Source organism: Rossellomorea vietnamensis (assembly GCF_025398035.1).
Lineage (GTDB): Bacteria > Bacillota > Bacilli > Bacillales > Bacillaceae_B > Rossellomorea > Rossellomorea vietnamensis_B.
Genome location: NZ_CP104558.1, coordinates 3,885,441 through 3,900,253, shown reverse-complemented (window position 1 = coordinate 3,900,253; position 14,813 = coordinate 3,885,441). Strand labels below are relative to the sequence as shown.

The window sequence follows — 14,813 nt, the reverse complement described above, 5'->3', positions numbered from 1 at the left end:
TTTATTAGATATTCCCTTTTTCCACAACATCACGAGCGATCATGACTTCTTCATTCGTAGGAATGATCATGACTTTTACCGGTGAATGCGGGTAGTTGACGAATGCTTCTTTACCACGGACCTGATTGCGTGCCGGATCCCAGTATACGCCCATGAATTCCAAGCCTTGAAGGACTTTTTCACGGATTAATGTACTGTTTTCACCGATTCCTGCTGTGAAGACGATCGCGTCTACACCGTACATGCGTGATGCATAGGAACCGATGTATTTGTGGATACGGTTGGCGAACACTTCAAGAGCCAATTCCGCACGCTCGTTACCTTCTGAAGCCTGCATCTCGATATCACGTAGGTCACTTGAGAATCCTGATACACCAAGCATACCGGATTTCTTGTTCAGGATATTTAATACTTCATCAGCCGTTGATCCTGTTTTCTCCATGATGAACGGGATAAGGGCCGGGTCAATATTACCTGAACGTGTTCCCATGGCAACACCAGCAAGTGGTGTGAAGCCCATGGATGTATCGATGGATTTACCGCCTTCGATAGCTGCGATACTTGCACCGTTACCTAAGTGACAAGAAATCAGGCGCACTTGCTCTTCCGGACGGCCAAGCATTTCAGCTGCACGCTGAGATACATACTTGTGGGAAGTCCCGTGGAAACCATATTTACGGATTCCGAAATCTTCATAGTACTCATACGGAAGACTGTACAAGAATGAGCTTTCAGGCATCGTTTGGTGGAATGCTGTATCAAACACAGCAACCGCAGGAACATTCGGCAGCACGCTTTGGAATGCCTTGATTCCCGTTAAGTTTGCAGGGTTATGAAGTGGTGCCAGATCAGAAAGTTCTTCGATTTTGTTAATTACTTCGTCAGTGATCAGAACGGACTCATTGAAGACTTCCCCACCGTGTACGACACGATGTCCGATTCCTTCGATTTCATCAAGTGAGTTGATGATGCCATAGCCCGTCAGCTTTTCTAGCAGCATTTTAACCGCTACTTCATGGTTCGGGATATCCGTTACTTCTTCACGTTTCTCATCGTTCACTGTTATATTGAAAACCGCATCGTTCAATCCGATACGTTCAATTAGACCTTTGGTAATGACTGTTTCTTCAGGCATATCAAAAAGCTGAAACTTTAACGAAGAGCTTCCAGCATTAATTGCAATCACTTTTTTTGCCACGTTGTATCGCTCCTTTTGTTTTCGATCTATCGACTCTACCATTATTCTGTTCATTGAATCGTTTTTTATCTCTCAATTTCCCATTAAATCACTGACTCCACCCTATTTCAAGAAAAAGCTTGAAATGACATCGTTTTCATGTTAAATTAAATGTTTTCACAAAAGTGCGAATACTATCTGGAGGATTCGTCGATATATTGAAATTTCGGTTGATAAACTTGAAAAAACGGACTATAATCCCCTCACTCCCTGCATACCCCGAACACCTATCCAGTAAAACACCCATAAAAAAAGACCGCCCAAAGGCAGTCTCGATTCATACGATTATTTATTCTGCACAAGCCACTGATCAATCTTCGACAGGATATCCTGAAGGGCTCTCTGATTCGATAGGCTTGGCAGTTGAGCAAGCAATACCTCTTTAGGAGGCTTGATTCCTTCCTTTTTCTTCTGAAGGATCAGGATGCTCTTCGCCGAGTTTTTATTTTTAAACAGGGAAAGCGGCAGCTGCAGGAAGCCCTGGATGTCGGCTTTCTCTTTCAGGTATCCTTGAAGCTGTGCACTGTGCGGCGATTCGAAAAGGCCGTTCGGCACGATGAAGAACAGGTATCCGCCGTCTTTCGTATGCTTCAGGCTTTGTTCGATGAACAGATGGTGGGCATACGAGTGGCCCTCATCCGCTTTCAGCTCATAATCCTGGGCGCGCAGGTCGTTCGGGTAATACCCGATCGGCAGGTCGCAAAGGACTAGATCGACGGGATCGATGAACAACGGCTCCAGTGAGTCCTGGTTAAAGAGCTGCAGTGGATGCTTCTGAAGATCAGCTCCCACGTAGGCAAGTTTGATGAGCACTTCATCGATTTCGACACCGATGGACTGGGTTTCTTTACCCGGCATCTGGTTCAACACCGTCGTCAGGAGATTCCCCGTTCCGATCGCAGGGTCAAGGACGGTCAGCTTATTCATGCCCGCCGTGAATTTATTCACCAAATAGCTGATGAACAGCCCAAGTGAGTCCGGCGTCATTTGGTGATTCGGCTGGACGTTTTCTTTCATCCCTTTTAAAATCGCGAATTGAAACGCTTTACGGATATTTTCATTCTCAAGTTGAGAAAAGTTCACTTCATCGTACTTTTTATTCAGGCGCTTCTTCGTCAGTTCACTGACTTCTTCCTGAAGGACATCCCCTTGAAAAAGGTTCTCCCCCGTTTCCGCAACGGCTTCTAAATAACTGCAGGCAAGTTCATCCTTCAGCAAGGTAGCCGTTTCGTCGATTATTCCAAATAATGATTCGACTGGCGAATTAATCATCGGCATTCATTCCTTTATCTCAATTTCATTCATCTATTTTACCTTTGTCCAGGACGTTTGTAAAAAAAACAATGCTGACCATGAGAAAGTCAGGTCAGCATGTCTTAAGAAATATTCTGGTTGGGACAGGATTACTTCGCGTTTTTCACTGCTTCAACCGCAGCGTCATAATCCGGGTGATCAGTCGCTTCGCTTACATATTCCACATACGTTACTTCATCATTGCTGTTTACAACGAATACAGCACGTGCCAGAAGACGAAGTTCCTGGATGTGAACACCGAATGCTTCACCGAATGAAAGGTCGCGGTGATCGGATAACGTTTGGACATTTTCGATTCCGTTCGCTCCGCACCAGCGTTTTTGCGCGAATGGAAGGTCCACTGAAATCGTCAATACTTCTACATTATCAAATTTCGTTGCTTCTTCATTGAATTTACGTGTCTGTGCATCACAAACACCTGTATCGATGGAAGGAACGACACTGATCAGACGTACCTTGCCCTTGGAATCATTCAGTGTGACTTCCGATAGATCATTAGCTAACACTGTGAAGTTGGGAGCTTTGTCGCCTACTTTTACCTCATTACCTAATAAAGTGACAGGGTTGTTCTTAAACGTGATATTTGCCATGATTTGTTCCTCCTCTATAAATGGTATGTACACTTTTCATAGTACAGAAAAAGGGAGGAGGAAAGCAAATCATAGGGGTCCTTTTCAAAAAAAAGATGAGCTCACTCATTCGAGTAAGCTCACGATCATTTACAGCTCCATCTTATGATTTTGATTGTGCTGTCCGTTCTGATCCTCTTTATTGCCGTCCTTTTTCATCATGCCCTGAATCTTTTCAATGGCACCAGGAGCAAGGTCCAGCAGGCGATCGATTAGGTGAGTGCTTTCATCTAAGTGAAGCATTTTGATCCCCTTCGAGCTGACGATGAGGAACGCGATCGGTGTAATGGAAACACCGCCCCCGCTACCTCCGCCAAACGGCTGCTGCTTAGGAGCTGACTTGTCACCGCCGCCTTCTCCGCCTTTACCGCTGTCGTCTTTCCCCTTACTGTCGATGATGAACTCACTTCCACCAGCTGCAAACCCAAAGCCTACCTTTGAAACGGTGAGGATGACACTTCCATCGGGTGTTTCAACGGGATCACCGATGATCGTATTCACATCGATCATTTCTTTTAAATTTTCCATTGCCGTGGTCATCAGACCTTCAATCGGATGTTCTGACATGTGAAGACCTCCTAATTAGACTGAATGTTTTTCTCCAGAAATGGTGGAAAGGGGCTTTGTCTTGAACTTAGCCATACCGCCTCTCCAGTACCGAAGTATCTTGAAACCTACTAGGATAGCATTCCCTATGCGAAACTGGATAATACATGAAAATTGCGTTTGGATCACTGCATGCTGAAAAGTCGGGGTCACCTCGATGACCGGCATGGATTGAAGGCGCATATACCCGCTTAAGATGCCGATAATACTTCCTTTCATTCCCCAGATTGTACCCGTCAATGTCCCTGTCGATGCCGCATCCCCGGTTCCGAATAAAGTCTTCCACTCGATCTGATCCAGTTTGACTTTTTTAAGAAACCCTCTGATGATCCGGTGCATGGACTGGACGTGGATGACGATTTCCTTCGTATCATTTAAACTCGCAATGAAATCATGGGGCGTAATTTTCTTTTTTGACTCCTTTTCCTTGGATGGATTGCTTTCCTTCCCCTTCTTCGTTTTTTGTTCGACGACGACGTTCGGACCATCGTCATCAAGCTTCACTAGGGGGATGTCGATCGTATATTTGATCAAACCGAACCACGCCCTCAGCTTCACCTTGAAATGATCATTGTCATTTCCATGGTATAGGGAGATTGTGATGGTCAGCTTCGTGATAATAAGAATGAATAATAGAAAAATAATAAGTGCCGCGATAATGATTAACGTCCAGATCCACCAGCTCATAAATTCACACCCTTCAACCTCTTATTATGGCCTTTGTTCGGGAAAATAAACTCCGGTGGGTGGAAAATGCACGGGAAAATCGGCTCTTGGGGAGGGGTCCTGACGGGGATTGCGTCATTTTGGGTGGTGATTGCGTCGTTTTTCGATTAATTGCGTCATTATTCCTGTGATTGCGTCATTATTTATTTAATTGCGTCATTTCACCAGGTAATTGCGTTATTTTCCATAAAAAGGTAAATATTTCGTGAAGTCATCTCATTCTCTTCACAGAAATCCAATCCCTCATAAAAAAAAACAAACCCGCCCCACCAGCAGGTTTGCCTCTCTTTTTACACAGCCGGAGTAAATTCCAGCTTCTTCTTTTCCTGAACCACCGTCGTATCCGCAAACAGATCATGGATCCCCTGCTTCTTATGGGTAAACGCCACCACCACATATAAAATAAAGACGGTCGTGGAGATGAACCGGCCGATCAGTTCCCTGAAAAGGATGGTTCCCCATGATGGCTTCGTGCCTTTCAACTCGATGACCCGGATGCCGAATACCATTTTCCCAATCGTCTGGCTGAAGTATTTCGTCATCAGGATAAAGTATCCGTAAAAAACGATGCTCGTCAGAATCGAGATCGGGGCAAACATCGAGCCGTCGGATAAGGAAATATCCAATAGTTTAAAGATGGGATTCACGATCAGCCGCGTGATGCTGCCGATGACGATCAGATCGACCAGATACGCCCAAAATCGGATCCAGAATCCCGCCAGATAATAGCCGTCGTGGGGGATGGTCTTTGAAAAGTCAGGAGAAGAAGATTGGACTTCGATATGCTCCCGTGTTTCATTATGTTCATAGCGATCACTCACTTCATTCACCTTCCTTATTCAGAATAGAGATACATCAATCGTGGAGAGCTAGGGTTTGATAGAAGCTTCATCAGTGCCGCCGCTTCCATATCCTGACCCATCATTTTCTTTGCACCCATACTGAAGAATTCGGAGAAAGGATCGCCCGCCGTGTATTCAAATACTTGTGCATCTTTCAATTTATAATCCTTCTTCATCGCGGCAATCGTATCTTCCACATAGCCGAATTCATCAATCAGATTGACTTCCTTCGCCTGGATTCCATCGTACACACGTCCGTCGGCAATCTTCTTCACTTCCGCTTCAGACATATCACGACCTTTAGCGATGACATCCACGAAACCTTCATACGAATTATCGATCATGGATTGAATGATCTTCCGTTCTTCATCGGTCATTTTACGGGTCGGACTCATAATGTCCTTATACGGGCCACTTTTGATTGTGACAAAATCGACACCGTATTTCTCAGCCAGTTCTGAGTAGTTGATGCTGTGCATGATAACACCGAGTGAACCCGTGAGCGTTTCTTTGCTGGCAAAGATTTTTGTAGCCGGTGCTGATATGTAATAGCCTCCGGATGCCGCCGTACCGCCCATCGATACATAGATCGGTTTCTTCGTCTTTTCCATGATTTCAACTAGTTTCGAGTGGATCTGTGCACTTTCCACTACACCGCCGCCTGGAGAATTCACTTTTAAAATGATCCCTTTGACAGATTTGTCTTTTTCAACGGCATCAAGCTTATCCATAAAGAGCTCGTGGTTATAGCCCGGGCTTTCGAATAAGGAACTTGCACCACCTGTATCCTGGATGACACCTTCCACTTCAAGGACCGCGATCCGTTTATTCGCATTCCCTTCATCGATGATTTCCTCGGAGAATGGATTGTCCGTCCCTCCGAACATGTCTTCAAATGCTTGATTAACATCACTTGTCACAGCAGAGGTCGCAAAGTTGACGATTACCGAAACAAAGAATAATGCGCCAGCGATTCCTAATGCCGTCCACCTTTTTGCATTCATCTGTATATTCCTCCCTCGTTTACCCTATCTTATGTAAGGATATGAATATCATTCTCATGGGGAAACATGATAGAATATTCACTAAGTTAGATTCTAGCAAAATTTTATGTAAATGGGAAAAATTATCTTTTATCCTGGGAGGTACATACGATGAATAACCGTCGAAATATCTTTTTCTATGCCCTTCATCAAGAAGGAATGCAGGCCAAACTTGATCAATTATATGAACTGGCAAAGCGGTATGATTTCAATATAGTAGAATCTTCGAAGAACGCGAACATCATCGTCAGCATCGGAGGCGACGGAACATTCCTTCAGGCCGTCCGGCAAACCGGCTTCAGGGAGGACTGCCTGTATGCAGGTATTTCAACCGGCGGCACGTTAAGCATGTACTGTGACTTCCATATCGATGACACATCCAAGATGATCGAAGCCATGACAACCGAGCAGATCGAAGTACGTAAATACCCGACCATCGAAGTGACCGTCGACAATCAGACGTCCTTCCACTGCCTGAATGAATTCAGCATCCGCTCCGGCATCATCAAAACCTTCGTCATGGACGTCTTCATCGACGACAAACATTTCGAAACGTTCCGGGGCGACGGCATGATCTTCGCCACCCCGACGGGAAGTACCGCTTATAATAAATCCGTCAACGGTGCCGTCGTCGATCCGATGCTCCCTTGCATCCAGGTGAGCGAAATGGCTTCCCTGAATAATAATCGCTACCGTACACTTGGTTCCTCCTTCATCGTGAGCGGCCAGCGCCGACTCGTACTGAAGATCGTCCAGGATGGAAACGACTACCCTGCCATGGGCATGGACAACGAGGCGTTGAGTATTCAGCATGTGGAAAAAGTCGAAGCCAAACTGAGTGACAAAGTCATTAAAACAGTAAAATTGAAGGATAACTCGTTCTGGGAAAAAGTGAAACGTTCGTTTTTATAAGTTGAGTGGGTTCTGAAAATGGTGTATGACAATACTAACTAAATCCCACACAAAAACGCTCCAGTCAAAAAGACTGGAGCGTTTTTCATCATGCCGACAATCTGGCATCCCGTCTGCGCTTTCTGGCATACTGCACGCGCGATGCGGTGAAGACCGTCAAGGCGAGCCAGATGAACATGAACGAAACGAGATGGGTAACAGAAAACTCTTCATGATACATGAAAATACCGAGTATCAATGTGATGGTCGGGGCGATATATTGCAGAAATCCGACCATATACAGCGGGATCTGCTGAGCACCCTTTGAGAAAAACAATAAAGGAATCGCTGTCGCTGCCCCGGCTCCCATCAGTAGAAGGTCCGTCCCTACTGAAACGTGAAAGAGGGAAAGGGTTCCTTCTTGGTACATGTAGCCAAGGTAGATCAGGGCTAGTGGTGCGATGGTCATCGTTTCGAGTGTGAGGCCGATGGATGATTCCACCTGGATGAGCTTTTTGGCTAATCCGTATAGGCCGAATGAGAAAGCGAGACCGATGGCGATCCAGGGAAATTCCCCGTATGAAAGAGTCAGGATCAGCACTCCGATGGCGGCTAATCCAAAGGAAATGATCTGGGCCTTTGACAGGCTTTCCTTCAGGATGAATACGCCGAGCAGCACGCTGACCAGTGGATTGATATAGTAACCCAGGCTTGCTTCCACCATCTGGTTCGTATTCACGGCCCATATGTAGATGAACCAGTTCGTACTGATCAGAAGTGAAGCAACCAGCAAAGCGAATAGCTGCTTCTTTTTAGTGAGAGATGTTTTCAGATAGTTGGTAAATTCTTTCCAACGCTTGCTGACGAACAAGAACAGAAGCATAAACCAGAACGACCAAAAGATGCGGTTGGCGAGGATTTCATCCGCCGACACATGATTGACCCATTTCCAATAGATCGGCAGAATCCCCCATAATAAGTATGAAAACGCCGTATACAGGATCCCGGCTTGATCTTGCTTCATAAAAACACCCCCAAAACTATTTCTATTTCCGAAATATCTCCATTATATCGGTGAAAAGTTTTGGGGGCAATGATTATTTACTTTTTTTATAAACGATGGTCTCGTCAACGATCGTCATATCGACGACTTTGCCAAGTATTTGATCTGTTTCGACGTTAAATGGGTCGATATCCAAGACGGTGAAGTCTGCTGTGTACCCTTCACGGATCACTCCTCGGTCTTCCTCATGGTGACAGGCGTATGCGCTTCCCTTTGTGAAAAGGGATATCGCTTCATACATCGTCAGTTTTTCTTCGGGACGATACACGGTCCTGTCGGGGTCCAGCGGATTCGTCCGGGTAACCGCCGCATGAATTCCCCAAAGTGGATTGATCGGTTCAATCGGGGCATCCGAGCCGCCTGCACACGGGATGCCTTCATCAAGGAGCGTTTTCCACGCATAGTTGTACTTCATGTTTTCTTTTCCCAGTCGTTCAACGACCCATGGGAAATCCGATGCCACGAATCTTGGTTGGATATCCAGGATGAGAGGCAGCCCTTTGATCTTCTCTATCAGTTCTTTACGGAGGATCTGGGCATGGATGAGCCGGTCCCGTCTAGCATGAAGGCTAGGTGCCTCCAGGATGCTGTCGACGACATTTTCAAATGCCTGATCCCCAATCGTATGGACGGCGATCGGCAGTTCATACTTCCTTGCTTTTTTCACCAGTTCCAGAAGTCGCTCGTTCGTGTGGATGCTGACTCCATTCGTACTTGGATCATCGGCGTATGGATAGCTTAAGAGTGCCGTCCTGCCACCTAATGCACCATCGGCGAAGATCTTCATAGCACCGAATTCAATGAATTCATTTCCGCCCAGGAACTGATGGCCATCTTCCTTCCAGTCTTCGATCACTGCATGATGGACAAGGAGATGGGCCCTGAACTTCTTGTCTCCTTCGTTAATGGTCTCCAGAAAAGCATTATACGTTTTCTTGAAGTTCCCATAATAACTCAAGTCCTCTGTGTGACCACCGACCAGTCCATGTTCCCAGCAGCTTTCGATTCCTTTTGTCAGGGCTTCAACAAGGTACTCGGATGAGATAGGCGGTAGTGCATCAATCATCAGATCTTGTGCCTTATCCTTTAGTAATCCATTGAGGGAACCATCATCGGCTTTTTCAATCAAACCACCTGGAGGATTCGGTGTATGTTCATCGATCCCGGCATTTCGTAATGCAGGTGAGTTGACGACCATGGCATGACGGCAGATCCGCTTTAGAAGCACGGGATGGTTCGGAACGACTGCATCGATTTCCTGCTTGGTCAAAACCTCTGCATCACTCCAGAGATTCTCATTCCAGCCTTCTCCGATGATCCATTTTCCTTCTTCCACGCCATTGGCTTTTTCCTTGATGGCATCCAGCACTTCACGCTTGCTGTTCATACTGGAAAGATCAAGCCTCATCAGCGTCTCACCGTGACCGATGAGGTGCATGTGACTGTCGACAAATCCCGGAAACATGATCTTTTTCTCTAAATCCACCACTGAATCAATCGTGAACTTCTGCTCAAGTTCTTCCGCTGTGCCCAACCCCTTGATCAGGCCGTTCTCTGTAAAAACCGCTTCCACATGATGTCCTTCGTGTTGCATTGTATAGATAGTGCCGTTTCTCCATAAAGTACCCATGATGCATTTCCTTCTTTCCTAAAAGTCTATTTCTCAAATGTATCATATTATAGGAAGATTCTGAAATGAAAAAACCATAAAAAATAGAGAGCCTTATAGGCTCCCTATCCGTGATCAGTTTTTCACTGAACTCAGTTCTTTTTGTCTCAATTCAATTCTTCTGATTTTTCCTGATGTCGTTTTCGGCAGTTCCTTCACAAATTCAATCTTGCGCGGATATTTGTAAGGGGCCGTTAAGTCTTTCACATGCTGCTGAAGGGAAGGAATCAGTTCGGGATCGTTTTGATCCACATCTTCACGTAAGACGACAAACGCCTTAACGATCAGTCCTCTTACTTCATCGGGACTTCCCACGACGGCACATTCCTGAACCGATGGATGCTTCACGAGGGCATCTTCCACTTCGAAAGGTCCGATCGTGTAGCCTGAGCTGATGATGATATCGTCTCCACGGCCTTCAAACCAGAAGTAGCCGTCTTCATCCTTCTTCGCTTTATCTCCCGTAATATAGTAATCTCCCCTGAACTGCATGGCCGTACGCTCGGGATCCTTGTAATAATTTTTGAACAGGGCAGGCGTTTCTACGTGAACCGCGATGTCTCCCACTTCGCCTACATCACAAGGATAGCCTTCATCATTGATGATTTCGACCCGATTCCCAGGGGTCGGTTTCCCCATGGAACCCGGTTTCAGTTCCATTCCTTTCATGATCCCGACAAGGAGGGTATTCTCCGTTTGACCGTAGCCGTCACGGACTTCGATCTCAAAGTGTCTCTTGAAGGCATCGATGACTTCCCTGTTCAACGGCTCCCCAGCCGACACGGCGCTGTGCAGGTGATCGAGCTTATAGGTGCCCAGATTATCCACTTTGGCCATCAGACGATACTCTGTAGGCGTACAGCATAGGACGTTGACATGGTTATCCTCGAGCATCTGAAGATACTTGTTCGGATCGAATTTCCCTTGGTACACAAGACCTGTGGCACCTGAACCGAGGACAGACAGGAACGGACTCCAGATCCACTTTTGCCAGCCTGGGCCTGCCGTTGCCCAAACCGTATCTCCTTCTTCGATGCACAACCATTCACGTGCCGCTGTTTTCAGGTGAGCGTATGCCCATCCATGCGTGTGGACAACCCCTTTCGGATTCCCAGTCGTCCCTGACGTGTAGGAAAGGAAGGCCATATCGTCCCGTTTGGTATCGGCGAATGCCAGATCTTCAGAGACCGATTTCATTTCGTCTTCAATGGCAAGCCAGCCATCCTGCTTGTCTCCTACTACGAATTTCTTGAGATTATCCATTCCCCTTACGTTTTCAAACTGCTCGACGAAAGGAGAATACGCTACAATCCCTTTCACATCCCCGTGATCGATCCGGTATTCGAGATCCTTTGTCCGCAGCATCTCAGAGCTTGGAATCACGACTAATCCTGATTTCAAGGCTGCAAGATAGACAGCATATGCCTCAATTAAGCGGGGAACCATGACAAGGATGACATCCCCTTTCTCAAGGCCCTCCCCTAAGAAAACGTTTCCAATTTTATTTACATTTTTCAATAATTGTTTGTATGTAATGTCTTCTTTTTTACCTTCTTCATTTTCCCACTTGATGGCAAGCTTCTCTCCATCACGTGCAAACTTCTCTACTTCTTCCACCAAATTGTACTTTTCCGGTGCAATCAATTCTTCCCTCTTCACGTATGACTCCCCCTTGTTTGTCGATTCTTCTCTATTATACAAAATAATTTAAATTTTTTAAATTATTTGGTTATAATTTACTCACAAGCAAAATATGAGTATTTTCGACAAACGCAACTGGGATTTAAATAAATTCAATCTAAATACAATCAATCCCTATAAAATGATCACTTGTAACACCGCTATTGATTTCCGTGCAAGACTTCGCTTTCCTCGGGCGGAAAGCGAGCACCTGCAGCGGAAATCAACCACTACTGGCTTCTTAAAACACGAAAACAACCTTCTTTTTTTATAGAAATAGAAAAGGAGCGGGGAATCCCGCTCCTTGTAGCCATTGTATTTAATTATTTTGAATATCCGCCACCGATTTGTTGTTCAGCCATTTGAACTAAACGTTTAGTGATTTCACCACCTACAGAACCGTTAGCGCGTGCTGTTGCATCTGGACCAAGTTGAACTCCGAATTCAGAAGCGATTTCGTATTTCATTTGGTCGATTGCTTGTTGAGCTCCTGGAGCTACTAATTGATTTGAACTGTTGTTTGCCATGTGTTTTCACCTCCTTGTTGAATATAGATTGTGTCAAAACACATGGCTTCATACAGTTATTTTCTTTGGTAAATTATCCTAAATTTTTAGAGTAATCCGTCAAACGTTTTTTCTGCATTCGAACCTGTGGAACCGTCGATTGTAAGCGTTTCTGTACCGTCCACAGCTTCTGTAAGGAGGGCTTCGAAATCAACAAAGCTTTCATAGTACTCCACTTTTTCTTTTTTAGGTCTAGTTTTCGGTGCAGGCGGTGTAAAAATTGTACAGCAGTCTTCATAAGGAAGAATGGAAATATCATGGGTATCGATTTTTTGGGCGATATCGATGATTTCAAGCTTATCCATGGCGATGAGCGGTCGTAACACCGGTGTGTTCGTGACGTCATTTATCGCCTGCATGCTCTCAAGTGTCTGACTCGCCACCTGTCCGAGGCTTTCCCCGGTAATGAGTGCCAGTCCTTCATTCTTCTCACGGATTTGATCCGCGATCCTGAGCATCATCCGTCGTGTTGATGTCATCGTATAGTTTTCAGGGACCTGATCATGAATCGTTTGCTGCACCTTCGTAAATGGGACGATATGCAGCTTCACTTTTCCGCTGAAGGCAGAGAGCTTCTTCGATAGGTCGATTACCTTTTGCTTCGCCCGTTCACTTGTAAACGGAGGGCTGTGAAAATGGACCGCTTCGATCTCCACTCCTCTTTTCATCGTCAGATAACCGGCGACAGGACTGTCGATCCCGCCTGAAAGCATCAGCATCGCTTTCCCGCTTGCTCCGACAGGCATCCCGGTGGATCCTTGATAAATTTCAGAAGAGAGATAGACGGCTTCTTTTCTCACTTCCACATTCAGTTGAATGTCGGGATTCTTTACATCTACCTTTAATCCATCCATATTGCGGAGGATATAGGACCCTACTTCATAGTTTAATTCATTCGTGTCGAGTTCAAACTTTTTATCCGCTCTTCTGGCAGCCACTTTAAAGGTTTTGCCGGGGGAAAAGCTCTTTTGGACGAGAGAAAGACCTGCTTTCATGATGTCCTCCATATTTTGAGGGACTTTGACGACTGGACTGAATGATTGGATCCCGAAGATCTTTTCAAGTCTCGGAATGATTTCTTCTGCGTTTTCGTCTCCCAATTGAATGTGGAGGCGATCCCGGCTCGCTGCAACGGAAATCGTCGGGAAATCCTTCAGCGTGTGCAAAATATTTTCACGGAGCTTGGCTGTGAACATCTTACGGTTTCTTCCTTTGGTTGAAATTTCACCGTATCGTACGAGTATGCGATTATATTTCATCTTGATCTCCTCATTGTATGTTGTAAGTATTGAATTTCTTTATTTAGTAAACCAATAAATTCTTTGCATTCCTCCATCGTATTATGGAAGGACAGGCTGATCCGGATCGAATTAGCGGCAAGGTTGTCCGGTACACCCATGGATAAGAGGGTCTGACTGGGCTTGCTTTGCTTCGATGAACAAGCGCTTGTCGTCGATACATACACTTCATGCCGGTCGAGGGCGTGAATGAGTACTTCCCCTTTAAAATCCGCCACTGAAAAATTTAGGATATGGGGGGCGTGATCCCGTGCCGGTGTATGAACCGTCACACTTTCGATTTTCTCCAGCTCTCCCTTTAGGAATCGCTGATTTTCTTCCATTATAACCAACTTTTGCTTGCTTTCTTCCATATGCATCCGGAGTGCCTTGGCGAAAGATACGATTCCGCCGGTGTTTTCCGTGCCGCTTCTGAGGTTCCCTTCCTGCTCGCCTCCTGAGAGGATGGGCGAAATCTTAAGTCCGTCCCTCACATACAGCATGCCGGTTCCTTTGATGCCATGAATTTTATGAGCGGATAGGCTGCATAAATCGATGAGCTTTTCGTCGAGAATAAGGGGGACCTTCCCGCATGCCTGTACGGCATCGACATGAAAGAGTATCTTGGGATAACCATTCAGGATCTCAGCGATCTCCCTGATGGGCTGCACGCTCCCGATTTCATTATTCACCTGCATCACCGAAACAAGGATCGTGTCATCCTGGATCGCCTCTTTCAATTCTGAGGGACGCACCTTGCCCTCTGGATCCACATCGAGATACGTCGTTGTGTAACCAAACGCTTCTAACTGCTTAAAGGCATTGATGACGGAAGGATGCTCAATCCTGGTCGTAATGATATGCTTCCCTCTGTTGCCGTACTGCAGAGCGGTTCCTTTTATCGCCAGATTATTCGATTCAGTCCCGCCAGAGGTGAAGAATACCTCTTTTGTCTTTATCCCTAATAGGGAAGCGATCTGCTCCCTGGATTGTTGAACTAACTTTTCCACCTGACCACCGAACGAATGGATGGACGATGGATTGGCATAATAGCTTTCATTTACTTTCAGGAATGTGTCCAGCACTTCCTTATATGGCTTGGTTGTCGCACTATTATCAAAATAAATCAAGTTTACACCTTCTTTTACATGAGGCTTTTATACTCAATCATTAATCTTACCATAAATCCTGCCCATCCCAAATGAAATTCATTTCGGCATAAGGATTCATTATAGTAGAAAAATGATTTGTCACATCATTCACAAATATT

At 45.6% G+C, this 14,813-nt stretch carries 14 protein-coding genes; 1 reads left to right on the top strand and 13 read right to left on the bottom strand.

Translation table 11 applies throughout. From position 1 onward, the window contains the following. Positions 1–4 precede the first annotated feature (4 nt). The 7 genes from N5C46_RS19925 to sppA form a co-directional block, all read right to left on the bottom strand. The gene (locus N5C46_RS19925) at positions 5–1,135 is read right to left on the bottom strand and encodes an acetate kinase (protein ID WP_252189369.1); all 1,131 of its coding nucleotides are present in this window, start codon (positions 1,133–1,135) and stop codon (positions 5–7) included. A 387-nt stretch (positions 1,136–1,522) separates the two neighbouring features. Then, complete coding sequence (locus N5C46_RS19920; protein ID WP_420720426.1) at positions 1,523–2,509, bottom strand: class I SAM-dependent methyltransferase; 987 nt, start codon at positions 2,507–2,509, stop codon at positions 1,523–1,525. A 131-nt stretch (positions 2,510–2,640) separates the two neighbouring features. Then, on the bottom strand, positions 2,641–3,141 hold the full coding sequence (tpx, locus tag N5C46_RS19915; protein WP_034756208.1) for a thiol peroxidase: 501 nt from the start codon (positions 3,139–3,141) through the stop codon (positions 2,641–2,643). A 129-nt stretch (positions 3,142–3,270) separates the two neighbouring features. Beyond that, the gene (gene ytfJ, locus N5C46_RS19910; protein WP_261749928.1) at positions 3,271–3,747 is read right to left on the bottom strand and encodes a GerW family sporulation protein; all 477 of its coding nucleotides are present in this window, start codon (positions 3,745–3,747) and stop codon (positions 3,271–3,273) included. A 15-nt stretch (positions 3,748–3,762) separates the two neighbouring features. After that, positions 3,763–4,473: a DUF2953 domain-containing protein gene (locus tag N5C46_RS19905; RefSeq protein WP_261749927.1), complete on the bottom strand. Its 711-nt coding sequence runs from the start codon at positions 4,471–4,473 to the stop codon at positions 3,763–3,765. Between the two features lie 329 nt (positions 4,474–4,802). Further along, positions 4,803–5,255, bottom strand: coding sequence for an RDD family protein (locus tag N5C46_RS19900; protein ID WP_261752387.1), 453 nt, complete (start codon positions 5,253–5,255; stop codon positions 4,803–4,805). A gap of 92 nt (positions 5,256–5,347) precedes the next feature. Beyond that, the gene (sppA, locus tag N5C46_RS19895) at positions 5,348–6,358 is read right to left on the bottom strand and encodes a signal peptide peptidase SppA (protein ID WP_261749926.1); all 1,011 of its coding nucleotides are present in this window, start codon (positions 6,356–6,358) and stop codon (positions 5,348–5,350) included. Positions 6,359–6,508: 150 nt separating this feature from the next. Between sppA and N5C46_RS19890 the strand changes: the two genes are divergently transcribed. Then, positions 6,509–7,309, top strand: coding sequence for an NAD kinase (locus tag N5C46_RS19890; protein ID WP_261749925.1), 801 nt, complete (start codon positions 6,509–6,511; stop codon positions 7,307–7,309). An 88-nt stretch (positions 7,310–7,397) separates the two neighbouring features. On the opposite strand, the gene rarD is transcribed toward N5C46_RS19890, so the two are convergent. The 6 genes from rarD to N5C46_RS19860 all read right to left on the bottom strand — a co-directional run bounded on the left by rarD (position 7,398) and on the right by N5C46_RS19860 (position 14,673). Then, positions 7,398–8,312, bottom strand: coding sequence for an EamA family transporter RarD (gene rarD / locus N5C46_RS19885; RefSeq protein WP_261749924.1), 915 nt, complete (start codon positions 8,310–8,312; stop codon positions 7,398–7,400). 73 nt (positions 8,313–8,385) lie between these two features. Next, positions 8,386–9,981 carry an amidohydrolase gene (locus N5C46_RS19880; RefSeq protein ID WP_261749923.1) on the bottom strand — a complete coding sequence of 532 codons (1,596 nt, stop codon included), beginning with the start codon at positions 9,979–9,981 and terminating at the stop codon, positions 8,386–8,388. Positions 9,982–10,095: 114 nt separating this feature from the next. After that, a complete protein-coding gene (mbcS, locus tag N5C46_RS19875) occupies positions 10,096–11,679 on the bottom strand; it encodes an acyl-CoA synthetase MbcS (protein WP_261749922.1) in 1,584 nt (527 codons plus the stop codon). A gap of 344 nt (positions 11,680–12,023) precedes the next feature. Then, complete coding sequence (locus N5C46_RS19870; protein ID WP_034765764.1) at positions 12,024–12,227, bottom strand: alpha/beta-type small acid-soluble spore protein; 204 nt, start codon at positions 12,225–12,227, stop codon at positions 12,024–12,026. Positions 12,228–12,313: 86 nt separating this feature from the next. Next, on the bottom strand, positions 12,314–13,525 hold the full coding sequence (gene thiI / locus N5C46_RS19865) for a tRNA uracil 4-sulfurtransferase ThiI (RefSeq protein ID WP_261749921.1): 1,212 nt from the start codon (positions 13,523–13,525) through the stop codon (positions 12,314–12,316). Further along, positions 13,522–14,673, bottom strand: a complete 1,152-nt coding sequence (locus N5C46_RS19860) for a cysteine desulfurase family protein (RefSeq protein ID WP_261749920.1) — start codon at positions 14,671–14,673, stop codon at positions 13,522–13,524. Before N5C46_RS19860 ends, thiI begins: the two co-directional genes overlap by 4 nt. Positions 14,674–14,813: the final 140 nt, after the last annotated feature.